This window comes from Gordonia sp. UBA7860, assembly GCF_002500165.1.
GTDB lineage: Bacteria > Actinomycetota > Actinomycetes > Mycobacteriales > Mycobacteriaceae > Gordonia > Gordonia sputi.
In genome coordinates this window covers 1-24,513 of sequence record NZ_DLSO01000130.1, presented here as the reverse complement: position 1 = coordinate 24,513, position 24,513 = coordinate 1, and the positions used below count along the sequence as shown (strand labels likewise).

General features: G+C 65.7%; 22 protein-coding genes. 10 read left to right on the top strand and 12 right to left on the bottom strand.

Annotated elements, in window-relative coordinates; translation table 11 throughout:
- The first annotated feature begins 1 nt into the window (after position 1).
- The 3 genes from mshD (at position 2) to B3T59_RS16590 (ending at position 3,029) form a co-directional block, all read left to right on the top strand.
- The gene (gene mshD, locus B3T59_RS16600; RefSeq protein WP_376782646.1) at positions 2 to 916 is read left to right on the top strand and encodes a mycothiol synthase; all 915 of its coding nucleotides are present in this window, start codon (positions 2 to 4) and stop codon (positions 914 to 916) included.
- Positions 882 to 1,895, top strand: coding sequence for an endonuclease/exonuclease/phosphatase family protein (locus tag B3T59_RS16595; protein ID WP_287004365.1), 1,014 nt, complete (start codon positions 882 to 884; stop codon positions 1,893 to 1,895). Before mshD ends, B3T59_RS16595 begins: the two co-directional genes overlap by 35 nt.
- A gap of 111 nt (positions 1,896 to 2,006) precedes the next feature.
- The gene (locus B3T59_RS16590) at positions 2,007 to 3,029 is read left to right on the top strand and encodes a glycosyltransferase family 2 protein (protein WP_287004364.1); all 1,023 of its coding nucleotides are present in this window, start codon (positions 2,007 to 2,009) and stop codon (positions 3,027 to 3,029) included.
- Between the two features lie 5 nt (positions 3,030 to 3,034).
- Here B3T59_RS16590 and B3T59_RS16585 read toward each other — a convergent pair whose 3' ends face one another.
- The 5 genes from B3T59_RS16585 to B3T59_RS16565 are packed head-to-tail and all read right to left on the bottom strand — an operon-like array spanning position 3,035 to position 10,103.
- A complete protein-coding gene (locus tag B3T59_RS16585) occupies positions 3,035 to 5,590 on the bottom strand; it encodes an alpha/beta fold hydrolase (RefSeq protein WP_287004363.1) in 2,556 nt (851 codons plus the stop codon).
- Positions 5,587 to 6,903 carry a lipopolysaccharide biosynthesis protein gene (locus B3T59_RS16580; protein ID WP_287004362.1) on the bottom strand — a complete coding sequence of 439 codons (1,317 nt, stop codon included), beginning with the start codon at positions 6,901 to 6,903 and terminating at the stop codon, positions 5,587 to 5,589. The genes B3T59_RS16585 and B3T59_RS16580 overlap by 4 nt, the downstream gene beginning before the upstream one ends.
- Positions 6,900 to 8,051 carry an LLM class flavin-dependent oxidoreductase gene (locus tag B3T59_RS16575; RefSeq protein WP_287004361.1) on the bottom strand — a complete coding sequence of 384 codons (1,152 nt, stop codon included), beginning with the start codon at positions 8,049 to 8,051 and terminating at the stop codon, positions 6,900 to 6,902. The genes B3T59_RS16580 and B3T59_RS16575 overlap by 4 nt, the downstream gene beginning before the upstream one ends.
- On the bottom strand, positions 8,048 to 9,241 hold the full coding sequence (locus B3T59_RS16570; RefSeq protein WP_287004359.1) for a 3-dehydroquinate synthase II family protein: 1,194 nt from the start codon (positions 9,239 to 9,241) through the stop codon (positions 8,048 to 8,050). The genes B3T59_RS16575 and B3T59_RS16570 overlap by 4 nt, the downstream gene beginning before the upstream one ends.
- Positions 9,242 to 9,284: 43 nt before the next feature.
- Positions 9,285 to 10,103, bottom strand: a complete 819-nt coding sequence (locus B3T59_RS16565) for a 2-amino-3,7-dideoxy-D-threo-hept-6-ulosonate synthase (RefSeq protein ID WP_064863921.1) — start codon at positions 10,101 to 10,103, stop codon at positions 9,285 to 9,287.
- Positions 10,104 to 10,192: 89 nt separating this feature from the next.
- On the opposite strand from B3T59_RS16565, the gene B3T59_RS16560 reads away from it, so the two are divergent.
- Both B3T59_RS16560 and B3T59_RS16555 read left to right on the top strand, forming a co-directional pair.
- Entirely contained in the window at positions 10,193 to 10,708 is a 516-nt protein-coding gene (locus tag B3T59_RS16560; RefSeq protein WP_005204242.1) for an arylamine N-acetyltransferase family protein, read from the top strand.
- Positions 10,686 to 11,018 carry an arylamine N-acetyltransferase gene (locus B3T59_RS16555; protein ID WP_005204243.1) on the top strand — a complete coding sequence of 111 codons (333 nt, stop codon included), beginning with the start codon at positions 10,686 to 10,688 and terminating at the stop codon, positions 11,016 to 11,018. The genes B3T59_RS16560 and B3T59_RS16555 overlap by 23 nt, the downstream gene beginning before the upstream one ends.
- Here the strand turns inward: B3T59_RS16555 and B3T59_RS16550 are convergent.
- Positions 10,976 to 12,193: a 4-hydroxybenzoate 3-monooxygenase gene (locus tag B3T59_RS16550; RefSeq protein ID WP_287004358.1), complete on the bottom strand. Its 1,218-nt coding sequence runs from the start codon at positions 12,191 to 12,193 to the stop codon at positions 10,976 to 10,978. The genes B3T59_RS16555 and B3T59_RS16550 overlap by 43 nt on opposite strands.
- A gap of 198 nt (positions 12,194 to 12,391) precedes the next feature.
- Here B3T59_RS16550 and B3T59_RS16545 point away from each other — a divergent pair, with 198 nt between their 5' ends.
- On the top strand, positions 12,392 to 13,237 hold the full coding sequence (locus B3T59_RS16545) for a glycosyltransferase family 2 protein (RefSeq protein WP_287004357.1): 846 nt from the start codon (positions 12,392 to 12,394) through the stop codon (positions 13,235 to 13,237).
- A gap of 90 nt (positions 13,238 to 13,327) precedes the next feature.
- Here the strand turns inward: B3T59_RS16545 and B3T59_RS16540 are convergent, their stop codons facing one another.
- The 6 genes from B3T59_RS16540 to B3T59_RS16515 form a co-directional block, all read right to left on the bottom strand.
- Positions 13,328 to 15,478, bottom strand: a complete 2,151-nt coding sequence (locus B3T59_RS16540) for a hypothetical protein (RefSeq protein WP_376782645.1) — start codon at positions 15,476 to 15,478, stop codon at positions 13,328 to 13,330.
- Positions 15,475 to 16,797, bottom strand: a complete 1,323-nt coding sequence (locus tag B3T59_RS16535) for a glycosyltransferase family 2 protein (protein ID WP_287004355.1) — start codon at positions 16,795 to 16,797, stop codon at positions 15,475 to 15,477. Before B3T59_RS16535 ends, B3T59_RS16540 begins: the two co-directional genes overlap by 4 nt.
- Complete coding sequence (locus B3T59_RS16530) at positions 16,794 to 17,618, bottom strand: glycoside hydrolase family 16 protein (RefSeq protein ID WP_287004353.1); 825 nt, start codon at positions 17,616 to 17,618, stop codon at positions 16,794 to 16,796. The genes B3T59_RS16535 and B3T59_RS16530 overlap by 4 nt, the downstream gene beginning before the upstream one ends.
- A complete protein-coding gene (locus B3T59_RS16525) occupies positions 17,615 to 18,316 on the bottom strand; it encodes a DUF998 domain-containing protein (RefSeq protein WP_287004352.1) in 702 nt (233 codons plus the stop codon). The genes B3T59_RS16530 and B3T59_RS16525 overlap by 4 nt, the downstream gene beginning before the upstream one ends.
- A complete protein-coding gene (locus B3T59_RS16520) occupies positions 18,313 to 19,302 on the bottom strand; it encodes a glycosyltransferase family 2 protein (protein WP_287004351.1) in 990 nt (329 codons plus the stop codon). The genes B3T59_RS16525 and B3T59_RS16520 overlap by 4 nt, the downstream gene beginning before the upstream one ends.
- Positions 19,303 to 19,399: 97 nt before the next feature.
- Positions 19,400 to 20,683: a hypothetical protein gene (locus B3T59_RS16515; RefSeq protein ID WP_287004350.1), complete on the bottom strand. Its 1,284-nt coding sequence runs from the start codon at positions 20,681 to 20,683 to the stop codon at positions 19,400 to 19,402.
- Between the two features lie 178 nt (positions 20,684 to 20,861).
- Between B3T59_RS16515 and pstS the strand changes: the two genes are divergently transcribed.
- The 4 genes from pstS to B3T59_RS16495 all read left to right on the top strand — a co-directional run.
- On the top strand, positions 20,862 to 21,983 hold the full coding sequence (pstS, locus tag B3T59_RS16510; protein ID WP_287004349.1) for a phosphate ABC transporter substrate-binding protein PstS: 1,122 nt from the start codon (positions 20,862 to 20,864) through the stop codon (positions 21,981 to 21,983).
- A 33-nt stretch (positions 21,984 to 22,016) separates the two neighbouring features.
- Positions 22,017 to 23,105: a phosphate ABC transporter permease subunit PstC gene (gene pstC, locus B3T59_RS16505; protein ID WP_287004348.1), complete on the top strand. Its 1,089-nt coding sequence runs from the start codon at positions 22,017 to 22,019 to the stop codon at positions 23,103 to 23,105.
- Complete coding sequence (gene pstA / locus B3T59_RS16500; RefSeq protein ID WP_005204269.1) at positions 23,102 to 24,031, top strand: phosphate ABC transporter permease PstA; 930 nt, start codon at positions 23,102 to 23,104, stop codon at positions 24,029 to 24,031. The genes pstC and pstA overlap by 4 nt, the downstream gene beginning before the upstream one ends.
- 53 nt (positions 24,032 to 24,084) lie before the next feature.
- Positions 24,085 to 24,513 (top strand): phosphate ABC transporter ATP-binding protein (locus B3T59_RS16495; protein WP_287004347.1); only part of this gene is annotated, 429 nt, incomplete at its 3' end.

Sequence of the window (24,513 nt, the reverse complement as noted above, 5' to 3'; positions counted from 1 at the left end):
GATCGGAGACACTCCGATCGTCACCGATCGACTCGACGCCGCCGGTGTTACACACGCCCGCCGCCTGGTGGCCGACGCGACCAGCGCCGACGATGTCGCCCCGCTGTCGGAGCAGGCTGTCCTCGTCATCGACGACACCGGGTCTGACGCGGCGTCGGGCGTACATCACGTCCTCTCGACGGCCGGCTACGCCAACATCACCCCCGGACGTGAAGGGGAGCCATCGATGATCGAGGGGGTCGTCGACCCGGCCCTGCGACGCCGCGGTCACGGGAAGGCGCTGTTCGACGCAGCATTCGACGCCGCGCGCGCTGTCTCGACATCCGACGGTCCGACGCCGCGAGCGTGGGCGCACGGCGATCTGCCCGGCGCGCAGGCGCTCGCGGCGAGCATGGGCCTGCACAAGCAGCGGGAGCTGCTGCAACTACGGCGCGACGTCGCGGCCGACGGGTCTGATCTGCCACCACTGGTCGTCGACTCGTCGATCGAGCTGCGCACCTACGCAGGCCCCGCCGACGACGCGGAGATCCTGCGGGTCAACAACGCCGCGTTCGCGTGGCATCCCGAGCAGGGTGGATGGTCGTCGGAGCAGATCGCTGAGCGCACGTCGGCCGAGTGGTTCGACCCGGCCGGACTGTTCCTCGCCTACGACGTCGACGACCCGACGACGCTGCTCGGCTTCCACTGGACCAAGCGGCAGGACGCCGATCTCGGCGAGGTCTACATCGTCGGGGTCGACCCGGCCGCTCAGGGCCGTGGCCTGGGCCGCATGCTCACGCTGGCCGGGCTTCACTACTTTGCCGACCGTCAAATCGGGACTGTGATGCTCTACGTCGAAGGCGACAACACCGCGGCACTACACACCTACGAGAGGCTCGGGTTTGCCCGATACGCCGTCGACGTCGCGTACGGCTGACTCGGGTACGGCTGGGTCGGGTACGGCTGGGTCGAGTCGACTGCGCCCAGCGCTGACGATCATCGGTTGTCTGCTGGCTGCGGTCGGTCTGCTCGGGGTGGTCGCGCACGCCGTTCCGTTCGTCAGCAACACCTGGGCACGATTGGCCGCGGGTACTCCGGTCTTGATCGTGATCGGCATTGTCGGCCTGGTCGTGTTGCTCGCGTCGAGGGCGTGGATGTGTGCGATCGTCGCTGCAGTCGTCGTCGCCATCGGGATCGGCACGCAGGTACCGCTTTTCATCGGAACCGACGAGTCGCGCGCAGCGTCGGACATCACGGTCCTGCAGGCGAACATCTACCTCGGACAGGCCGACGCCGCGTCGGTCGTGCGGGAGATACGCGACAATCGCGTCGACATCGCGACCGTCGTCGAACTCACCGACGACGCGATCGGCAGGCTCGACGCCGCAGGAATCGGCAGTGCTCTGCCGTATCGTTTCGTGGTTCCGAGACGTGGCGGGGGCGGCGCCGGAATCTACTCGCGCTACCCGCTGACCGACGAATTCCGCATCGGCAAGATGGCGATGGCCAACCTGCGGGCAGTCGTCGACTTGCCCGGCGTCGGACGGCGCGCCATATACGCGCTGCATCCCATTCCGCCGTGGCCGGAGCCCGCGTGGCGGTGGGCATACGAGGTCGATCTGCTGTCGTCGACGTTGGGGGAGGAGCGACTCCCGCTGATCCTCGGCGCCGATTTCAATTCGACCTACGATCACGCGCGCTTTCGGAGGTTGCTCGCCAATCCGCCGGGACTCGTCGACGCCGCCGATCACCTCGGGGCGGGGATCGTCGCAACGTATCCCGCCAACAGGCACTTCCCACCGGTGCTCGCTCTCGATCGGGTGATGACCCGCGGAGGTCCGGTGCCGACGAGCTTCCGTCGAGTAGAGCTACCGGGTTCCGACCACGACGGCGTGATCGCCACGGTCACGCCCTGACCTCGTCCGCAACGACAGCGTCGACTTCGTCGAGCACGGTGCCGACAGGCGCACGGTATCGCGGTTAGGCTACCCTTACGCGGAATGATTCTGAGGGGAGCGCATCTCGCGATGTATCAATCCGCCACAAGCCGCACCCGACTGACGATGCACGACGTGTCGGTGTCTGTTGTCGTGCCGGTCTATCGCAGCGCCGCCTACATCGAGGCCTGTGTGCGCTCGATACTCAACCAGCAGGCTCCGGTCGACGAGATCGTGCTCGTCGACGATCGCGGCGGTGACGATTCCATCGAACGAGCCGAAAAGGTGCTCGCGGCAGGCGAGATCGCGTATCGGGTCGTGCGAATGCCGCAGAACAGTGGCGTGGGGCCTGCACGGAATGCGGGTCTGGCCGCGGCGTCGGGAAACATCATCTGGTTCTTCGACAGCGACGACATCGCCGACGCGGCGTTCACGACCAAAATGCTCGACGAACTACTTCGCAACGACGCGGATTTCGCCACGTGCACAACGCGATTCGTCGACGAGATCGGAGTGCCGACGGGGACGCTCACTCCGGTGCTGTCGACCGGCGCACTCACGGGCGACGAGTACGCAGGCCTCTTGTTGCGCAGCAAGGCACGGTCGTACGCCAGTGGAAAGCTGTTCCGCCGTGACGTTCTCGGCGACGATCCGTGGGGCACACGTCGGGCGTATGAGGATCTATCGGCCATCGCGCGGGTGGCGTTGGACTCGCGCAGGGTGGCGACCGTACCAGAGGCGTTGTACCGGTATCGACTTCGCGACGATTCGGTCTCGCACCGCGTCACGTCCGACACACGCGCGATCTTCGAGATGGGCGACGAGGTGCTCGAGATGCTCGACACCGTTCCCGACACGAGGCAATGGCGTTCGATTGCACGGTCTTTCGTGTACCGCGAGGTTCTGATCCCCGCGGCGCACATGGCGATGCGCGCGGAGCATGACGGTGGCGCAGGACCGGTGACAGACGAACTGCTGCGCATCGCTCGTGCGCGCGTGTCGCGTCGGGATGTGCTCCCGCTGCTCGCGGCGGGCGAGATACGCTCTGCAGTCTTCGCCGTCGCGATGTTGACCGCGCCGCAACGCTACGCGAATGTGCTGCGACACAGGTGATCACCTCAGGGCAGCGCGTCGAGGAAGTGCCCCACCACCTCGGTGATGTGCGGCTCGCGCACAATTGACATGTGATCTGCCTGAACCCGGGTGATCGTGATGTCGCCCGGGGTGAGCTGATCGGTCCAGACCCGTTCGTCGTGGTTGTTGTCCGCGCCGAGTACGACAAGCACTCGACCGTGATACGGCGAGGGGCGGTGGAATCGACCGACGCGCCAACCGACCTGCTCCATGGCGCGTGCCGACTCGACGGGCTGATCGGTGAGGAATCCGGCGCGTAGCAACTGGATTCGGTTGCGCCACAATTGTGATCGAGACAACTGGGGACGCTGGTCGCTCTCGGCGGTCGTGGGAGTCTGCGCCGACGAACCGACAGCTCGGGCGGTGTGCTGGGGGACGAACGTGTCGAGTGTCATGACGAGCGCGACCTGCTCGCCCGCACGGAGGAGTCGACGAGCAACCTCGAGCGCGATCAATCCGCCCAACGAATGGCCAAGCAGCACATAGGGCCCGCTCGGTTGGAGACGACGCAGCTCGCGCAGATGTCTGCGTGCGGCGACCCCGACCGTCCAGTCAGGGAACCCGCGATTCTCCAAGCCGTGCGGCTGGAATCCGTAGATCGATCCGATCCGTTCGTCGCGGGCGAGATGGTCGGCGAGCGCGACAAACACCAGCGCCGACGCTCCCGCACCCGCGAAACAGAACACCGTCTGCCCGTTACCGCGACGCAGCGGCACCGTCGTCGGGGCGAGTGAATCACTCTTACTGGCAACAGAATCTGGTCGTAGGTGTGCGTCCAACGTGTGTGCCATCGCTGCGACCGTCGGTGCCGACGCGGCGTCGGCCTGGGTGAGTGCAACACCGAAACGTCGGGTGATCCCGACGAGAATCTGTGCCACCGTCAGCGAGTCGGCACCGAGTGCGTAGACGTTCTCGTCACGTCCGACCTCGTCGAGTCCGAGGGCCTCGGCCCAGATCTCCGCCACCGATGTCTCGAGATCGCCGACGGGTGGGTCGATGCGTCGGGTCGGCGCGGGTAGTGCGGCCCGGTCGATCTTGCCGCGCGCAGTTCTCGGCAGGGCGGCAAGTTCGACGACGTGTGCGGGAACCATCCACTCGGGCAGTCGTTCTCGAAGCCTCGTGCGGATCTCGGCGGCCGGAGGAGTGCGGCCACCGGGCACCGGTGCGACGTAGGCGAGCAGTTCGGTGCGGCCGGAATCGGGTTCGGACCGTGCGATGACCGCGGCTTCGGCGAGGTCGCCGTCGGACATGATCGCGCGGTGCACCTCCGCGGGTTCGACGAGATAGCCCCTGATCTTCACGGCGTCGTCGACGCGGCCGGTGAGGGTGAGCGTGGTGCCGTCCCAGGTTCCGCGGTCGCCGGTGCGGAAGCTGAGCACGCCGTCGGCGTTCCGGGAGAAGCGGCCCTCGTCGGCGGCCGGGTCAAGGTATCCGAGTGCGAGGTGACGCGACGAGACGACGACGCGACCGTCGTCGGCGATGGTGACGGACTTGTGCGGAGCGAGGACACCTGCGGGAAGCGCACCGGGGGATACGTGTTCTCCCGCGCGGAGATCGAAGTACGCCAGCGCCGACGTTTCCGACGATCCCACCCAGTTCGTCACCGTTGCCTCGGGTGCGTGTGACAGCACGTCCTGCGCGACGTCGGACCTCAGTGCCTCGCCGGTGGTGATGATGCGGCGCAACGATGTCCACGCTGGGTGGCCGGTCGTCTCGGGCGAGCTCGTCAGCGCACGCAGTAGTGCCGGAGTGAGAAAGGTGATCTCTGCGGCGCACTCGGCGAGTGCGTCGAGTATCGCGCCTGCGGTGCGATCACGCGGGTCGACGGCGGTGATGTCGGCACCGTTGATCAGCGATCCGATCAAGACGTTGAGTCCGGCACCGAAGCTGATCGGAAGACACAGCGCGACGCGACGTCCCGGTGTGATCCAGAATCCGGTGCGCATCAGCTCGGAATCGCAGAGCCACATGCCATTCGGGTGCAGCACGCCCTTGGGCGTGCCCGTCGAGCCCGATGTGAACTGGATGCTCGTGAGGTCATCGGGGTTGTCGAGACCCGTGGTTGCTCCGCCGCTGGCGGCGCCTTGGTTCGTGATCGCGGCGAGGTCGGTCACCGGAAGACTGTGGGCGGCAGCGACGGTCCGAGCGGCGTCGAGGTGCTCGGCGTCGGCGATCATGAATTCGGCACGGCGGTCGTGCTTCTCGAGCTCGGCCAGGATCGTCGAGACACGTTCGGCCGGCAGGTGCGGGTCCAGGGCGACGATCGGATGTCCGGAGAGGAACACGCCGAGAACCAGCGCGACCGCGTCGGGCGACAACCCCACCTGCACGACAACCGGATTCGACGATCCGCCGGCACGTGCGGTGATCGATGCCTCAGCCGACGTGGCTCGCTCAACGAGTTGGCCGTACGTCAGGCTCTGCCCGGCCATGCGGATGGCCGGACGGTCGGTGAAGCGTTGTGCGCCTGCGAGGATCGCGGTGCGCACCGAGTGAACCTCGGCGGTGTCGCCGAGGGTGGCGTCGGTAGAAGTGGTCATCTGACGGCTCCGGTGAACGATGCGAGAGTGGTCTTCGGATCGAGGGCTTGGCGGATCAGACGAATACCGGGTACGAGGAGGAAGAGCACAACGGCGACGTCGGCCACCAGGTAGACGTAGGCGACTCCGATGATGCCCCATCGATCGGCCGCCGCGGCGATACCGCAGATCACGACGACGCCGAAGACGATCTGTGTCGCCACAGCGAGTTTCAGCTTGCGCTGTACCCGCGCGAGGCCGCCGTAGATCACCACGAACGCCACCGTCGGCAGGGTCAGCGCCATCAGGCGGATGAGATCTGTCCCCTCACGGGCGTACTGCGGGCCCATGATCGAAAGAATCCACGGCGCCAGCGCGATCAGCAGTAGGCAACCGACGACTGCTGCGCCGCCACACAGTGCGATGAATCGCAGTGTGGTTGCCCGCAAATCGACGTCGGGCTCCGCCGAGGCCGACACGAACGGTGCGCAGGTGGCGTTGAGCAGGATGGCCGCCGTGCTGATGACCAGCCAGCACACCGAGAAATACGCGTTCATCTCGGTGCCGAGCTGAGCGACGATGACCAGTGGAACAACGAGCGGCACAACCACTCCCACCGCCGTCATCGCGAGCGAGCCGGCGTAGAAGTGTGCGATCTCATTTCGCCCGGGAAGCGTTCCGGGGCCCGTCATCGCGCGGGTTGTGGGGCGTACGGCGCTCAATCCGATCCAGCATGCGATGACCGCCGCGGGGATCACCCAGGCGGCGACGATGGCTGAACCTGACGCGAATGGGATCAGCAGTGCGACGAGTATCAGCTTGATCGTCGATTGTGTGACGTTCTTGAGCGCGACGGTGCGTGAGCGGCCGAGGCCGATCAACAAGGGGTCCTGCACAGCGAAAACACCGAGTACCGCAACGATGACGGGGTACAGCCACGGTTCCGCCGACGAGGTGAACAGCGCGTCGCGGGGGCCGAGTACGACGAAGCCGAGTCCGAACAGCACTGCTGCCACGATGATGACGGAGCGGCCAATCGTGATCAGGCGGTGCGCCTTGGACCCGGCGATCGGAAGGAACCGTTCGTACAGACTGCCGAGACTCAGATTCGACAGGGTGGCCATCAGCGTCGCGGACGTGATGATGGCCGACGCCCTGCCGACCTCCGCCGTCGAGTAGCCGCGCGCCGCGATCGTCCAGAACACGAAACCCAGTGCGCCGGTTGCGACACTGGACGTCATCACGGCGACGATGTTGATCCCGACGCCGGTGTTGTCGTCGCGGAAGAGGTTCAGGCGTCGAGGGGTGAGGCCCCGCTTCTGCGTGGTGGTCACCGGGCAGAAGCGGCGTCGACCAGTCGCGTGCTGCGGTCGGTCGCCAGTAGCGGCAGCAAGAGCTCTGCGGTGATCTCGGCCTCGCGGGCCAGCGGCCACCCCGACAGAATCCAGATGTCGATGCCCGCGCGCTCCGCGACCGACGACATCGCCGCCGCCACATTCTCGGCGCTGCCGACGAAGTAGGTGCCGGTGCCCTTACCCGCGATGTCGAACGGTGGCTCCGCGGCGGTCCAGGTCGTCAGTCCCGCAGCCATGTTCGGTGCGAACTCCAGCAGTTCCCTACCCGGAATCCGGCCCGCGCGCAGAGCGTCGATCCGGCCTTGAACCTGCGGGTTCTCGCTGGTGATCTCGTCGAGACCCGGGTAGCCGAAGCTGCGCAGATTGCGATTGGCGGTGGCCAGCACCGTCTCCGGTCGAGTGTGCGCGAGCTGTTCGGAAAAGCGTTCCCACGCTTGCTCTTCGGTCTCGCGGACGATCACGCTCGCGAGCACACCGAAACGTAGCGATCGGCCCCGCTCGGCTGCGGCCGTCCGGACGCGGTCGAAAAGCGTGGTGAGAGAGCCGGGTTCGGACATGAACGACAGGTAGACGTCGAGGACCTCCGCCGCGTGCGCGATGCCCTCGGTCGACGCACCGGTGCCCCAGACCTGAACGCCTCCAGGTTGCCGGGTGCCGGGGATCGCGGGCTTGTATCGCGGTCCGTACGAGAAGAATTCGCCCTGGAATGCCTCGGTGTCGTCGAGATAGAGACGCTTGACCTGGGTCCAGAACTCGGCCGACATCCGGTACCGGTCGGCCTTCGACTCGAACCTGCCGTACCGGTGCAAGACCGGATCGGCGCCGTTGACCTGGTTGTAGATCAACCGACCGCCGGAGTACTGGTCGAACACCTGGGCTTCCTCGGCCATCAGCACCGGAGGCTTGACGCCGGGGTACTCGGGAATGAGGAAGCGGAGCTGTTCGGTGTCCCCGACGAGTGAAATCGCCTCGCGCGCAGTGGTCAGCGCGCCGTAGAAGCCGAGCTGGTCAAGGGTGCGGGCCTGGTGCCGGAGTGCGTCGAACGTCGGGGCAAAACGGTGTTCGGGCTCCCACGGGACGTCGCCGTCGGTGGGGTTGATGTACCACAGGACGTCAGGGCCACTCATCGTTCGTCGCAGAACTCGGTGATCGGCAATCCGACGTGCCGTGATTCGGTCGGCGCGTAGCCGAGAAGGCGATCGCCGGGCACGAGGTCGGTCACGTTGTTCACCGATCCGCCGGGGCCGAGAAGGCGCACATGCCAGTCGTCCTGTGCGATCACGTTGATGGTGCGTCCGTCGGGTGCGGTCGCGCTGACCGAGATCAGCGGGCGGCGCTCGATCTTGACTCTCCCGATGCGCACCTCGCGGACGTCACCGTTGCTGCGCACCGCGAGGATCGGCTGTCCGGCAGCGAGTTCGCTGACGTAGCGCGTCCGGTTGTCGGGCACGAGAACGTAGGAGTGCACGGCACCGGCGTTCCACCGGAACGGACGGGTCGGCATGTACGGCAGCGGGTGGGTTTCGCTGCAGGACAGAAACATTCCGGTCGAGAAGGAACCGATCAGGCATCCCTCGTCCTGGGCGAGCAGCGAGCAGGTGTCGATGCATGCACGTTCGCCCATGCCGATGTGCTCGACCTTGGTGACGGTCAGCTCGGTGAGTTCGATGCGGTCGGCAGACGGGCGGATGACGTCGGCGAGCGTTGCGATGTCGTCGACGCTCTGCGGGGCGAGCAGTAGCCCGTCGGAGCCGTGTTCGAGTACCAGCTTGACGATCTCGGCGTCCTCGATGTCGTTGACGACGGTCACGGTGCGTCCGCCGGAGTTCTCCGCCGCCGCGATCACGATCTCGAGGGGGATCTTGGTGGGGTCGGTGAAGGTCAGCAGTGTCCAGGGAGCGCGCCGCACGGTCTCACAGGCGTCGCGCAGGGTGTTGGCGTCGGAAACGACAACGTGCACAGCGGTTTCGGCACCCGGAGCGACTTCTTCGGAGTCGCCGTGGGCAACCAGCACGATGTCGGCCGAGATCTGGCCCTCCGAGACCTCATCGCTCGAGTGGCCCGGAGCGTAGATCCGACGCACGGTGGGCGGCAGGCCGTCGAGGAGGTCGATGTCGGCGGAGATGATGCCGTCGATGCGCTGATGAATGGCCGCCTGCACCATGGCGTCGACGGTGCCCGCGGGAACGGTGCGTAGGTCGACCCAGGCGAAATGCTCACGGCCGGAATCGGACTGCGCCGCAGTGGTCGACGAACTGTCGCGATCGACGCCGAGGGGTGTGATGTCGTCGGTCACGATGTCAGTGCTGTTGCTCATGTGTATCTACCTCGATGGTGAAGGGGGAGGGGCTGGTTCGCGATCAGGCCAACGCGAGCGCGCGGGGATCGTGGTCGTGAAGGTGGGCGGCAAGTGCGCCCGCCACCTGCGACGGGTCGTCGGCGTCGAAGATCTGACGTCCGAAACTGAGACCTGCAACGCGGGATTGTGCGACGCGGCAGCCGAGTTCGACGGCAGCGTCGTCGGACGCGGCGGAGGGGCCGCCCGCGACGAGGATGGGTAGCGGGCATGAGTCGACGACCTGATCCATGGCCTCGGTGCTGCCCGCGTAGTCGAGTTTGACGATGTCGGCTCCGAGGTCGGTCGCGATCGCGGCCAGGTGTGCCAAAGTCTGCGCCGACGTCGAAGCCGGTGAGGTGGTCGCTCCGCGCGCGTACATCATTGCCAGCAGCGGCATTCCGAGGCGATCGCATTCGCGGGCGACCCGACCGAGGTCGGCGAGTTGTTCGGGTTCGGTATCCGAGGAGACGTTCACGTGAACGCTCACCGCGTCGGCGCCGAGTCCGAGGCACTCGTCGACCGAACCCACGAGCACCTTGCCGGTGGAGTCCTGTGCGAGGCTCGTCCCGGCCGAGAGGTGCACGATCAGGCCGAGAGCGGTGAACCGGCGCGGATCGATGGTTTTCGCTCTGCCCTTGTGGACGATGAGCGCATCGGCGCCGGCGTCCGCGAGCATCGCTGCGGTCGTATCGGCGTGGTCTGCGCGTCCGAGCGGGCCGATCGTCACCGAATGGTCGATCGGCACGACCAGCGCGCGTCGCGAAGGCGACGAGAACAGACGTGCCATGCGAAGGGCTTTGCCGGACAGGGTTTCCCGTCTGTCGCCGTGGCGGTCGTGCATGCTCCGAACTCCGATCCTGATGACAGATCACGTAGCGACTGGTGGACCACCCCCGTTGATCAAGCTGAGGGTAGCCTATCCTTTCTGCTGTGACCAAGCTGAGTGTGAGATTTCCGACGGACGCCTATCTGGCGCGCATCGGTATCGGTGAGCGGCCCTCGTTGCTCGCCGACCACGACACCGCCGAGCTCGATGTCGCTGCGGTCGATTCCCTCGCCTGTGCGCAGCATCGGGCAATACCGTTCGAGAACCTCGACATTCATCGCGGACTCGTCGTCGACGTCTCTCCGGGGGCGATCGTCGACAAGCTGATCACCGGTCGTCGCGGAGGGATCTGCTACGAGCTCAACGGCGTTCTGCTCTTGGCGCTTCGTGAGCTCGGGGTGCAGGCGCAACCCATCGGTGCGCAGGTACGCACCGAGGCGGGACTCGGACTGCCGTTGGGGCACATGGCGATCGTGGTCGGGTCGGGGTCCGCGCGCCACCTCGTCGACGTGGGCTTCGGTGGCGAGATGGTCACCGCGCGGGTTGATCTCGACGACCCGGGCACCCTGGAAGATCGCCAGTGGCGGCGGTGGATACGTGCTCGACGGCGTACCACGTGAACTCGGCGAGTTCGCCGGTATGGCGCGCTGGCACAGTACCGACGCGTCGTCGCGCTTTACTGGGTCGGTGATCTGTACCCGCGACGACGGCGGGAGTCGCTACACCCTCACGTCGCGACGCGGGGAAACGGGCTACCGCCTGGTGACCACCAGCTCTGACGGAACCCGGGTGTCCGAGCCGGTGACCATGCGAGATTCGATGACGTTGCTGCGCAACCTGTTCGGGATCAAACTCGACGAACCCGTCGCGGCTCGCGACGACCTTGTTCATGTGAAATTCCACGGAGTGGGGAACGGAAGCCCGAGGTAGACCTCGCCCAGCGCGCGCTGCTCGTCCTCGGACGACACCCATCGCTGTAGGCGTGCGCGACGCAGCTCCCAGTCGAACGGATCGTCGGAGAAGCGGTGCAGAAGGGACGTGAGGTTCCACGAGAACGATTGCGCCTGCCAGATTCTGGGAAGCGCGCGGGCGGTGTAGGCGTCGAGCTCTTCACGCTTTCCCGTGGCGTAGAACGCGCCGAGGGCGTGGGAGGGGACACACGCGTCCGAGACGGCGAGATTGAGTCCCTTTGCGCCCGTCGGAGGAACGATGTGTGCGGCGTCGCCGAGCAGGAACAACGAACCGAGCTGCATGGGCTGCGTCACCACACTGCGCAGGGGTGCCAGGCTGCGATCGATGATCTCGCCGGTTTCCAGCGGCGGATGATCGTCACTGGCGCTACGTCGGGCGAGCTCGGTCCAGATCGCCTCGTCGCTCCAGTCCGAGAGGCGGGCATCGGCGGGGACCTGGAGATACTGTCGGCTCAAGTGTGGTCCACGCATGCTGTGGACCGACAGTCCGTCCGGGTGGGCGCAGTACATGCCCTCCTCGGTGACCGGTGTGGAGTGCGCCAGAATGCCCAGCCAGGCAAACGGATACGTGCGTTCAAGGGTTTCGACGTACGGCGCCATCGTCGCGCGCCCGACGCCGTGGAAGCCGTCGCACGCCGCGATCACGTCGGCGTCGACGTGGTGCCGGACACCGTCGACGGTGAACTCGACCGACGGTGCGCTGCCCTCGAAATCGTGTATGGATACGTCGTCGGCGGCAGAGAAGAGGGGTTCGCGTCCGATCTCACGGAGTCCGTCGATGAGGTCGGCGACGATCTCGGCCTGCCCATAGACGTAGGCGTTGCGCGACGACAGTCGATGGAAGTCGAGGTGGTGCGTGGTGCGATCGAGGCGGATATAGAACCCCTTGTGTACCAACGCCTCACGATGGAGCCGTTCGGCTACCCCGAGTTCGGTGAGAACGTCGACGGTCGAATTCTCGATGACACCTGCACGCACACGCGAGCGAACGTGGTCCTCGGTCTGACGTTCGAGCACCACGGCGTCGATCCCCTGGCCGGCGAGCATGTGCGCCAGCGTGAGCCCCGCGGGGCCTGCGCCGATGATCGCGACCTGAGTTCGAGTCGAATGGTGCCCTGCGGCAGACGTTCTCACAATTCTCCCCTGTTCAGCCTCATGTAGTCCGGTCGGAGGATCGGGTGGCCACTGTGAGCACGGTCGCACCGACTATCTTCCTCTTCAGGTTTCGTAAGCCTACCCTTATCTAGTACGGTTGGGCGAGCCGGGAGACCGGAATGCGGTCTGGTGCCGATACCGCGATGACGACCACGACCTCATACGAAGGGGAGATCGGTGACCGACACGTTCAACGGGGAGACTCCGCGCGCGGTAGACGACGAAATGACCGAGTTTGAACACGAATTCGAGCCGGGAACGCCTGATGGCGACGGCTCGGAAGCGTCGCGGGAGCCGACCGTGACGGTGGTGATTCCCGCTCGCAACGAGGCGCTGAACCTGCCGTACGTCGCCGAACGTATGCCCACGGTCGATGAGATCGTCGTCGTCGACGGGAACTCGGTCGACGACACCATGGATGTGGCGCGCAGGCTCTGGCCCGATGCGGTGATCATTCCGCAGACCCGCGCGGGCAAGGGCAACGCACTGGCATGTGGTTTCGCGGCCGCGACGTGCGACATCATCGTGATGATCGACGCCGACGGCTCGACCGACCCGGCCGAGATCCCTCGATTCGTCGAAACTCTCGTCAGCGGAGCCGATTTGGCCAAGGGGAGCAGGTTCTCCCATGGCGGTGGCAGTGACGACATCACGACGTTCCGCCGTCTGGGAAACAAGGGTCTGAACTTTCTCGTCAACCGGATCTTCCACACCACCTTTGCCGATCTCTGCTACGGCTACAACGCTTTCTGGCGTCATCACGTAGCTGTTCTCGATCTGCCGGACACCACGCTGGCAGAAGCCCAGTGGGGAGACGGCTTCGAGATCGAGACCGTCATCAATGTGCGGATGGCACGCAGTGGCCTGTCGATCAAGGAGGTCGGCTCCCACGAGAGTTGCCGAATCCACGGGCGCAGCAACCTCAATGCGTTCAGCGACGGTTTCCGGGTGCTCCGCACGATCGGGTACGAGCGTCGGACCCACCGTGCGATCACCCGCGCGCAGGTTGCCGACTCGGCCTGACCCAAGCACAACATCGCTTCACCCGAACAAAAACGGGGCGTTCCGCGGAACGCCCCGTTTTCTCGTGCTCTCGGTGTTCTCGTGCGGCGTCTAGCGCGGCGCCGCCTTCGGATCATGTTCCAGCACAAGGGTGTCGGGATTCTCGTAGATCGTTCGCCAGCCGGGGGTCTCGCGCATGATCTGCTCGAACTCGGCCGGTGCTCCGGGGCGGTATTCGCCGTAGTACTCGATGACCCGTCGCGATTGCGTGGTGAACGCGACGATCGTCGGCTTGTCGGTCTCGCCGACCTTCCACTCGAGCCAACCGAGTTGTTCGGCTGTCGGGAAAGTGCCTCGCGTGTCGGCCAATTCGTAGGAGAGTGGATAGTCGAAATACGGATTGGCAAGTGTCAACGGCGCGTAGTTGTCGTTGATGCGTGCAGGCAGTCCCGCCCCGTACAGCATGATGATCCGCGTGCCGGGAGGTGCGTCGGCGGTGATGCGGTCGATCGCCTCGACCTGCGCCCTGGTCTCGACCACGGTCGGCCACAGCGCGAAATACGAGTAGGCGCCTGCCAGCGCCGCAGCGACGACGGCGAGTGCGCCAGCCCATGCGACGAGGGCGCGACGTCTACCGGCACCGAAACCGTCAAGAGCCGCAACGATATGCGGTGCGACGAGCAGTCCGCAGCCGAACAGCGAGTACAGGTACACGCGGAAGATCGCCTCGCCGCCGTAGCTCTGGCCGAGCAGCAGCGCGAGAGGCGAGAAGGCGACGATCGCACACGCGATCACATACGGCCGCTTGTGTTTCCAGCCCACCACTGCGGAGAGTGCGGCGAGCAGCAGCACGCCTGCCGACAGCGCTCGACATACGAGCGACGTGATCTCCTTCGCGGGCACTCCGGCAGCGGTCACGTTGCTGGTTGCGTTGCTGACCGGATTGCCGCCGGACAGAATTCCGTACGGGGCAACGGCTTCGAAGTTGAGCGCCAGGTACGCACCCGCGATACCGATCATCGCCGCGACCGCCCACCACGGGCGCGCCTGACGGAAGATGACGAGCGCTACTGCCGCCGCAAGCGCCCAGAACGGTGTGAGTTGATGTGTGGGGACGATCGCGGCGAACGGGATGATGGCCAGAATGCCGGCCTGCCGGTGATGCCGTGAGGCGATCAGCATGGCGAGGAGTCCGTAGGCGATGACCAGGGTCCAGGCCTGCGGCGAGAAGTAGTCCTGGGCAACCCAGTTCACCATCTCCACGCAGAAGGCCGCCGTGATCGCCACTCGAGTCGACGATCCGATCGTTCGGGCCGCGGAGTAAACGATGATCGCGATCAGCAGGTGAATCACGGGCGCGAAGACGTGCGCCAGGGTCATCGGGTCGAGGCCGGTGACATCGGAGAACCAGGCCGTGGTGACGAAGAACGCCGGCCACTGCGCGTAGATGTCGGTGCCATTGGGCTGAATGAGGTCGTGTGCCAGCACGTAGCGCACGACGGCGATGTGCTTGTACGTCCATTCATACAGCGGCACTTCGGTTCCGAGCCAGGTGGTGCCGCGCTCGACGATGATCAGCGTGAGCAGGGCGGCCGTGGCAACCGAGACGCGCCGTCGGGCGATCGCGATCACGAACGCGACGGCGACGAGGACGACGGCCGGGATGAGAAGAGCTCCGGCGCCGGAGAACAGCAGGCCGAAGAAGCTCGCGTCGACGCCGGGCAACCCGATGCTGAGCGCGACGATCCACAGGATCAGTGCGATTGCGAGGAAGACCAGCGATATGTCGATGCCGATGCTGCCCAGCGACATTCGTACGCGGGCGGCGATATCGGCAGGCCACGCACGTACCGGTGGAAACGACCGTGCCCGCACGTACCAGTAGATGCTGCTGGCCGCCACGGCGAGAGCGCCGACGACGAGGATGCCCGTCGGATTCCATCGATATGACCACATCGCACCGATGGCCACGATCGTCGTGGCCGACATACTGAGCGTGACGGCGGCAGCTGGCAGGAGTCTGCGGGGGAGGTGTACCCACGTGGTGATCGCGGCACCGGGCCCGACGAATACGAATGCTGCGACGAGCACTGCGCGCACGGGAGAGGGCAGCGGGATGAGTCCCATAAGTCCGCATACCGCCGCGACGAGCGCGGCGTCGGCGAGCCGATACGTGACTCGTTGCGGGTCAACGCTGGGGGGCTCCGAGGTCGGCGATGGCGCGTTGTCCTTCGCGGTGTGGGTCGGTGCGCCCGTTGTCATCGGATCGCACCCGACTTGTCGACACGGCGGTGACGTGCCGCATACAGCGGGGTGGCCTGGCGACCTGCTCGCCGCCCGCGGGCGAGGGCCAACGGACCGCGCAGGACCGAGAACACCTCGACCCGACCGACCGACGCCGAGATGTCGACGAGCACGTGATCGGGTGGACGGCAGACACCGCCGTACGCAACCGAAGCGCGTGACACGGCACGGAAACGTTTGCGGAGCACGGAGAACGCGAGTCGACGGTGCGCGCTGTCGAACGCGATCTTGGTCAGTACCGCGCCGAGTCCAGCTCCGTAGCCGCGCGCTTGGGAGAGCAGAGACTCGTTGTCGCTGCGGTGACGGTGCCACACGATTGCCGACGGCTCGGACACCAGGCTGTACCCGGCCTGCAGCACACGCAGGAAGATGTCGAGATCCTCGCCGCCCATCGTCGTGGTTCCCGCGCCGAGCGCCTCGTCGAATCCGCCGAGGCGCACGATGTGATCCCGATCGACCGCGAAATTCGCTCCGGTGCCGTAGATCCCGACCTGGTAGGGGAACAGCGGGACGTCGTCGGGGGGATCGAGCAGCGAGTAGCGCCGCGCGACGATGTTGGCGGCCCAGGAGACGCGCCAGTCGAAGTACGCCTGTGCGGGCGTCCGCAGTTCGCCGCTCGGTACCAGTCCGCATACGCATGCGACGTCGTCAGCGCGCGCGAAACCTGCCAGCAGCCCTGTGATCCACCGCTGGTCGACGACGACATCGTCGTCGGTGAACGCCACGATCTCGTGAGATGCGGCCAGCAGTCCGGTGTTTCGTGCTGTCGAGAGGCCGGGCGTCGGTTCTGTCACCAGCCGCACGCGGGGGTCGTCGCATTCGTCGACGACCCGCGCTGTTGCGTCTGTCGCAGGCGCGTTGTCGACGACGATGATCTCGAGGTCGGGATGGTCGAGCAGCGTCAGTGACGCCAACGCCGAACGCAGGTGCTCGGGGCGCTCTCGGGTGCACACGACGACCGACACCGGCCTGCTCGGCGCATCGTCGTTGTCGCGTGTCTCGTCGCACGGAGGGATGGTGACGGTGGCGAGCCCGTTCTCGAGCGGTGATTCCGTGAAGCGCACCGGCACACCGGATTCGCGAATGAGCAGTCGCGCGCGCGTATACCCGTCGGCGCCGAGAGGGCGGCAGGTGACGGTGGCCTCGGCCGAGCGGTCCGCGAGGTCGAGTTCGGCGGTGTCGAGTTGACCCACCCAGGTCGCACCGGGCCACTCGGGTCCTCCGATCGCGGGCATGACCGGGCGCAGTTCGATTGGCGCCGTGAATAGTTCGGTCATGTGCTGGGGCTCCGTTCGGTTGTGTTCACCCGAATCCAATCGACAGTCATCGTGGCGGGGAAAGTGGTGTCGTCCGACGCGGGGCCGGGCCAATCGCCTCCGACGGCGACGTTGAGCAGAACATGGAAAGGTGCGTCGAACACCCATTGGGCGTCGGACGCGAGGTCGGCCGGTGTGACCGAGAACAGTTCCCGGTCGTCGATTCCGGTGACGATGCGCCCCGGTGTCTTGCGCATCCAGTACGTGCGAAACGTGTTGGCGAGTTCGAAGGGTGCCGGACCGGATGCTGACACCGTCTGTCCGCGTGTGCTGGAGTCCTGCGGCGCGTGGATTCCGGTGTGGTAATCGGTTGCGGTGTTGAGGGTTTCGATCACGTCGATCTCCCCGGCACGCGGCCAACCCACCTGCTCGAGGGAATCCCCGAGCAGCCAGAACGCGGGATGAAGTCCCTGGCCCGATGGCATCGAGATACGTGCGGAAATCGTGCCGTAGCGCAGCGAGTACGTGCCGCGGGTCGTGAGGCGGGCAGACGTGATGGTATCGCCGTCACGTCGCGCGGTGATCAGTAGATGTCCTTTGCCGTCGAGCCTCACGTTGCGCGTGCTGTCGGTGTAGACCTGCTGTTCGCCGTTGCCCCACCCTCCGCCGCCGGTCTCGGCGGTCCACACACCCGTGACAGGGCCCGCGGGACCGTCGAATTCGTCGGAGACGACGTCGGCGTCGGCCATGTGTGCGGGAGGTTCCGCGTCCGTGCGCGGGACGGTGCAGGCCGCGAGTGAGATGGCGAGAACTGCGATGAGCGCGCACGAGGCGAGCTTCATCCGGTGGTCACCGGACCCGGCTGTGTGACTTCTGGCCCGGCGATTGCGGGTTCGGTGTCGGAGGTGTGGTCGTCGGCAACGCGGACCCGACCGCTCGACACTCCAGCCACGACGACGGCGATCAAGATCGGGTAGGTGATCAGTCGCTGGGTGCCGCCCGACCCAAACCAACCGGTCAAACCTGTTGCGTAAGCGATGAATGCGACGGTGGCGACCGTTCCGGCGAGGGCTGTGAACGCACGGACCCCGGCCGCCAGCCGTGTGGAGCCGGAGAATCCGATCAGCGCGAGCCCCACGGATGCGAGCACGAAGAAGGTGGTCAGTGCTGCCGAATGCTGTTGGTAATCGGTCTTCTCGGTGATGATCCCGGTGACAGCCAGCCCGACTCCCGCGATGGTCAGCGCGCCGGCGTGCGGAAGCGTGACAATCCGACGCACCGCCCAGCTCGACGCCACCACCGCGATGGCGAGGCCGGTGATAACGAAGCTGACATTCATCACCGGGTAGAGCGCACTGCACGGCGAACGTCCCTGTGGGCCACAGAATTCGAGGCCGAGTGGACCGATCAGGTCTGCCTGGTAGGAGTACTGTCCACGCCACGTCGCGGAGACCACCCATTCCGCGGCGAAGAACTGGAGCACGACGAGCGCGGCGACCAGCGTGATGCGCGGGTCGATCAGGAGTCGGATGATCTTCATCGGATGGTGCGGACCTCTCGAGGAGACTCATAGGCGGTGGCGGGCGCGCCACGACCAATCGATTTCAACGTTCCGGCGCCGAACCCCGCGCATGTGACGAGCAGACCCGCGATGAGCGCCGCGACCCGCGTCGGGGGGCGACGTGAACGCCATGCGCCCAGGGGCAGGGTGCGGGTCGCGTATCCGCGCTCGGTGGAAAGTGCTGTGTCGGTTGAGGTCAGGCGCGACAGGGTCGCCTTGGAGCGGCCCTCCTCGTAACAGCGGCGTGCGAAGTAGGAGAACCGGGCGCGATCGGGTGACACCGCATGCCGGACACGGAAATCCGTGTCGCGCAGGATCGTCGAATCCGGGAACTGTTGGCGCAGAGCAATTCCCATGAGCGTCTCTTCGCAGCCGGCGGGAAGATCAGCGTGCCGACCGAGTGCCGTCGAGAAACCTCCGACAGCCTCGAGTCGATCGCGTCGCACCGCCATCGCCGCTCCGATCGGATTGCGGATCTGCGCACCGTGTCCCGGTAGACCGCGATAGTCGCAGCCGACGACCCAGCCGAACTCCTCGGGGAACCATGTCGGCCGGGGAGCAAGCCACTGGGCATCAACCGCACCGCCCAGGGCGCTGATGATGTCGTCGGCGAATCGCGATCGAACGGCGGCGAACGATCCGGGTACCGGTTCGGCGTCGTCGTCGATGAAGACCAAGATGTCACCGCGCGCCTCGCGGGTGCCGGTGTTCCGAGCCCCGGAAAGTCCTCGCGGCCCCGCTGATGCGACGACGGTGACCGCGGACTGGTCGGAGGAGAACCGCGCTCGCAGTGAGGTGAGCAGGTCGTCGTTGTGATCGACCACGACGACAAGCTCGTCGACGTCGAGGAGTTGCGCGCGTGTCGCGGCGATGGCGCGGGTGAGGAGCGCTGCGCGGTCGGAGGTGTAGCAGCAGATGATCGCCGACAGGGTGGGCGAAGCGGACTGCTGATGCGGGTGCGACAACTTCGACTCCGGACGGCATGCGGGACAGCGGACCACGGTAGCCTAACCCATGAGGATTAGGGAAGGCTAACCATAGTCACCCGATGTGATCGACTAACTACCTCGGTGCGGGGATTGTCTCTCCGAGCGCCGCCAACGCCTGTGCCGGTACGTCCGCGAGGGCGGCTGCCACAGCGTCGGCGGGAAAGACGTCGTCGCGGAACGTCGCTGTGAGACACAGACTTCCGGCAACTGATGCACTCGCGACGGTGATCCCGGTGGGTGATGGAGGCTCGGCGATGCCGATGACCAATGCCTTCTCGGTGTCGAGGAAGTTCCACCGCCGATGACGTCCCGGTACGACGCCACCCGAGGAGTGCAGTAGGTCGATCGCCGCCTCGCCTGCGGGCGCCCACGACTGTTGGTCGGTCGCCGCCAGCCGCCTTCGGCGCTGTGTGCTCGCGGCAACTCTCGACTTTGCTGCTGTCACGAGGAGATTCGCGACGGGGCGACCCATCGACGACGCCGCTGTCAGTTCTGCCTGCAGTGCGTCGGGTGCGGTGTCGGGGAGTACGACGAAGTCGAGGCCCGCCGCGAAGTTCGCCATGGTGCCCACGGACCGAGGGAGATAGGCCCTCGCGTCGAACGGAAGTGTGACCATCGGATTGACGCGCAGCCCGGCGGCGGTCAGTGCGCGCACGAGCGCGACGGTGTGCAGCGTGAACATTCCGACGTCGGACGCGCGCGACGTCCGCGCCGCACGCATCGAATCGACGACGTCGCGCGGGGTTCGCGCGAACACGCTCGTCGCCTGTCGCGGCGGATCGACCGGTACCAGGGTTGACGGTTGCGGTGCTCGGTAATCGCGCGACCGATGCATGTGGGCCAACTCGCGAAGTCGTCGTGGATTCGACAGCACAGCTGCACCCGCGATCGCGAGAGCCCGGGTGGACGTCCACCGGGGCGACGTCGAGGTGTTTTCGGGAATCTCCTCGTCGAGCAGAACGTCGACGATGGTGTTGAGCAGGGTGGTGTCGCCGAGGCCGTGGTCGTAGTCGATCGCGAGGTAGCGGCCGCTGAGTACGACGCGCAGATGGCGCGGCGGGCGCGTCGCGAGTACGTCGAGCAATGTGACGGGGTCGTCGGTCGGTGGTGCGGTGTGGACGGCGTCGGCGAGGCGGTTCGGCGCGTAGGTCCACGCGCGACCCGGGGAGGGGATGAGCCCGATACGCGTATGGGGGCCGCGCTTCGCGAAGCGGATGAGTCTGTCCGACGCGCAACTCGCGCCCGGAAGGTCGAGTGGACCGACCACGACGGCGCTCCGATGACCGCTGTGGTGCACGTCGATGGCCGCGCCGGTGAAGGTGCGCGACGTGTTGGGGGAAGCGGGTGTCCTACTCATCTCCCTGGAGACTTTAACAAAGGCTTACCTAACTCGATGGTAAGCCCCGGCATGTCCAAATTCATCTTCCGTTCACTTTCGGTGCCCGGACCGTCCACCACGGCACCCTACTGTCATTGCGACCGGGCAAAGCCGCTTGGCTGGACTGCCATGTTCTGATGCTGGAGGGAACCAGAAAGTGAAATTGAGTCGTACAGGAGCCGCTGTCGCCGTGATGGCCGCCAGCTCCGCCCTCGTTCTCGGTGCGTGTAGCAGCAATGCTGACAAGGGAGGCACAAGTGCAGCCCCCGCATCTGCGGTGACCGACATCAAGTGTGAGGGCAAGCAGTCGCTCAAGGCGAGTGGTTCCACAGCGCAGGCCAACGCCATGAAGATCTTCTCCACCTCGTTTGCAAAGACCTGCCCGGGTCACGAGCTCGCCTACGGTGGCGGAGGCTCGGGACAGGGCGTCTCCGACTTCACGCAGAATCTCACCGACTTCGGTGGCTCCGACTCGCCGCTGAAGGGCGAAGAGATCCAGAAGGCCGCACAGCGTTGCGGCTCGGAAGCATGGCAGCTGCCACTCGTGTTCGGTCCGATCGCCGTGACCTACAACGTCGACGGGGTCAACGATCTCGCGCTGTCGGGCCCGACTCTTTCCAAGATCTTCAGCGGCGAGGCCAAGACCTGGAATGACCCGGCGATCGCTGCCGACAATCCCGGCAAGACCCTGCCCGCAACCCCGATCAGCGTGATCTACCGCGCCGACCAGTCGGGGACCACCGACAACTTCCAGAAGTACCTGACCGCAGCAGGCGGCTGGACCAAGGGTGCGGGCAAGACGTTCAATGGCGGTGTCGGCGAAGGCAAGCAGGGCAACCCCGGCGTTGGTTCCGCGGTGAAGCCGACCCCCGGCTCGATCGCCTACGTCGAATGGGCATACGCGCAGTCCAACCAGCTGTCGATGGCGAAGATCATCACCGACCAGGACAAGAGCGGTGTGGCCCTGAACTCCGAGACCGGTGGCAAGACCATCGCCGCGGCAAAGCTCAAGAACGGCCCCGATAACCACAACATGGTCATCGACACCGAATCGTTCTACAAGCCCACCGAAGCGGGCGCCTACCCGATCGTTCTGGCAACATACTCGATCGTGTGCTCGAAGTATGCAGATACTTCGGTCGGCCAGGGTGTCAAGACGTTCCTCTCGGTGGCGTCCGCACCGCAGAACCAGGGCCAAGATCTGATCAACGCGGGTTACATCCCGCTGCCGAGCGAATTCCAGCAGAAGCTGGCTTCGTCGATCAACGCTATTCAGTAACACACGAACACCGACCCGAAGCGAATAAGAGTTATGTCTGTGGATGACACCACCGGTGTGGGCCGGGGGAAGGCGGAGACCCCGCCCGAACCCGGCACGCAGCCTCCCGAATCGCCCGACCAGTTGCCCCCGGAATCCGAGGAGCAACTCGAGGAGCAGCTCCACCCGGGCCTGCGTAGCCACCGCGGTGCTCTCGGCGACCGACTCTTCTCCTACCTCGCACGGGGCACGGGCTTCTTCGTGGTCGTCCTCGTCGCCGGTATCGGCATTGCGCTGATCGTCAATGCCATACCGGCGATGCTGGCCAATCACGCCAACTTCATCTTCTCGTCCCAGTGGGACGTCAGTGCGTCGAACTTCGACAACGACACGGTGCGTTTCGGTATCTGGGAGTTGTTCCGCGCGACGGTCCTGACCTCGCTGTTCGCACTGGTCATCGCCACCCCGATCGCGATCGGTATCGCGGTGTTCCTGGTGGAATACGCGCCGAGGCAGATCGCCCGCCCGCTCGCGGCGGTCATCGATCTCCTCGCGGCGGTGCCGTCGATCATCTTCGGTCTCTGGGGCATCTACGTCCTCGCGCCGGTGATCGCGCCGTTCGCGGAGAGGCTCAACAGCGTGCTCGGCTGGTTCTTCCTCTTCTCCGCCGGTAGCACGTCAGTCAGCGGCGGCGGCACGATCTTCACCGCGGGCATCGTGCTCGCGATCATGATGCTGCCGATCATCACCTCGATCACCCGAGAGGTGCTGCGCCAGACCCCTCCCGGCCAGAAAGAAGCGGCACTGGCCCTCGGTGCGACGAAGTGGGAGGTCATCCGGATGACCTCGTTCCCGTACGGACGCTCCGGCATGATCGCCGCGGCGATGCTGGCGCTCGGACGTGCGCTCGGCGAGACCATCGCCGTCATGATCATCCTGAGTGCCGCCGTCGGCCGCCTCAAGTGGTCGCTGTTCGAGGGCGGCGACACGTTCGCGTCGAAGATCGCTCGCGACGTCGGCGAGTTCGTCGGTAGCCAGGACACCCAGAGCGCCTACATCGCGGCCGGTCTGGTGCTGTTCCTCCTGACATTCGTGGTGAACGCGGTCGCTCGCACGGTCGCAGGCGGAAAGGTCAACGGATGAGCATCGCACTCGATAAGGGCGCAGGCGGCGGCCCGGTCAAACAACATCCGTCGGCATTCCGCGAGATCTCGCTGAGCCGTCGAATCCGCAACAACGGTGCGCGCGCCGCTTTCTTCATCTGCTTCGCGCTCGGCGTCATTCCACTGGTGTGGTTGCTGTGGACGGTGCTCTCGAATGGAGCGAGCGCCATCACCGACCCGAACTGGTGGTTCGGCGACGGCTACGCAGTCGACACCACAACCGACTACGGCGCGGGAATCGCGCCCGCGATCGTCGGTTCGATCATCCAGGCGCTCGTCGCCACGATCATCTCGGTCCCGATCGCGGTGCTCACGGCCGTTCTCCTGGTCGAGTACCCGACGTCGAAGCTGGTCAAACCGGTCAGCTTCATGGTCGACATTCTCGCGGGCGTGCCGTCGATCGTCGCGACGCTGTTCATCTTCACGGTGTTCGTCATCGGACTCTCGATGGGACAGAGCGCCTTCATGGTCAGTCTCGCGCTCATCCTGCTGATGATCCCGATCGTCGTCCGATCGTCGGAGGAGATGCTCAAGCTCGTACCCGACGAACTGCGCGAGGCGTCGTACGCACTGGGCATCCCCAAGTGGAAGACGATCATGCGTGTCGTGATCCCGACCGCGCTGTCGGGCATGCTCAGCGGCATCTTCCTCGCCATCGCACGCATCATGGGTGAGACCGCCCCAGTCCTGATCCTCGCGGGTCCGGCGAGTTCGCTGGTCAAGACCAACCCCTTCGAGGGCGGTATGAACTCGCTGCCTCTGTTCATCAAGGACATGTGGGCGGCGAGTCAGCCGGCGTCGTCGTTCTACTACTGGGGTGCAGCGCTGACGCTGATCATCATCATCGCCATCCTCAACATCGTCGCAGCGCTGCTCGCGAAGTTCCTGGCACCCAAGTCCAGGTAAGACCGCACGCCCAGCAACAGCGTCGTACATCAACAGCACGAGAGAGTAATGCCATGGCCAAGCGCCTCGACATCAAAGACCTGAATATCTACTACAGCAAGTTCCACGCCGTGAAGGAAGTGACTCTTGCAGTGCCGCCGCGCAGCATCACCGCGTTCATCGGTCCGTCGGGCTGCGGCAAGTCGACGGTGCTGCGCACGCTCAATCGCATGCACGAGGAGATCCCCGGCGCATACGCGGTCGGCAGTGTGCTGCTCGACGGTGAGGACATCTACTCCAAAGAGGTCAACCCGACGAGCGTCCGTACGACGATCGGCATGGTGTTCCAGCGGCCCAATCCCTTCCCGACCATGTCGATCCGAGACAACGTCGTCGCAGGTCTTCGCCTGCAGGGCATTCGCAACAAGAAGCAGCTCAACGAGGTGGCCGAGCGAAGCCTTCGCGGCGCCAACCTGTGGGAAGAGGTCAAGGACCGCCTCGAC

Bases quoted from the DNA above. Each gene is read 5' to 3' on its own strand.
- B3T59_RS16590 (WP_287004364.1), top strand. From the start codon at position 2,007: ATGTATCAATCCGCCACAAGCCGCACCCGACTGACGATGCACGACGTG.
- B3T59_RS16585 (WP_287004363.1), bottom strand. From the start codon at position 5,590: ATGACCACTTCTACCGACGCCACCCTCGGCGACACCGCCGAGGTTCAC.
- B3T59_RS16575 (WP_287004361.1), bottom strand. From the start codon at position 8,051: ATGAGTGGCCCTGACGTCCTGTGGTACATCAACCCCACCGACGGCGAC.
- B3T59_RS16570 (WP_287004359.1), bottom strand. From the start codon at position 9,241: ATGAGCAACAGCACTGACATCGTGACCGACGACATCACACCCCTCGGC.
- B3T59_RS16565 (WP_064863921.1), bottom strand. From the start codon at position 10,103: ATGCACGACCGCCACGGCGACAGACGGGAAACCCTGTCCGGCAAAGCC.
- B3T59_RS16540 (WP_376782645.1), bottom strand. From the start codon at position 15,478: ATGACAACGGGCGCACCGACCCACACCGCGAAGGACAACGCGCCATCG.
- B3T59_RS16535 (WP_287004355.1), bottom strand. From the start codon at position 16,797: ATGACCGAACTATTCACGGCGCCAATCGAACTGCGCCCGGTCATGCCC.
- B3T59_RS16530 (WP_287004353.1), bottom strand. From the start codon at position 17,618: ATGAAGCTCGCCTCGTGCGCGCTCATCGCAGTTCTCGCCATCTCACTC.
- B3T59_RS16525 (WP_287004352.1), bottom strand. From the start codon at position 18,316: ATGAAGATCATCCGACTCCTGATCGACCCGCGCATCACGCTGGTCGCC.
- B3T59_RS16515 (WP_287004350.1), bottom strand. From the start codon at position 20,683: ATGAGTAGGACACCCGCTTCCCCCAACACGTCGCGCACCTTCACCGGC.
- pstC (WP_287004348.1), top strand. From the start codon at position 22,017: ATGTCTGTGGATGACACCACCGGTGTGGGCCGGGGGAAGGCGGAGACC.
- pstA (WP_005204269.1), top strand. From the start codon at position 23,102: ATGAGCATCGCACTCGATAAGGGCGCAGGCGGCGGCCCGGTCAAACAA.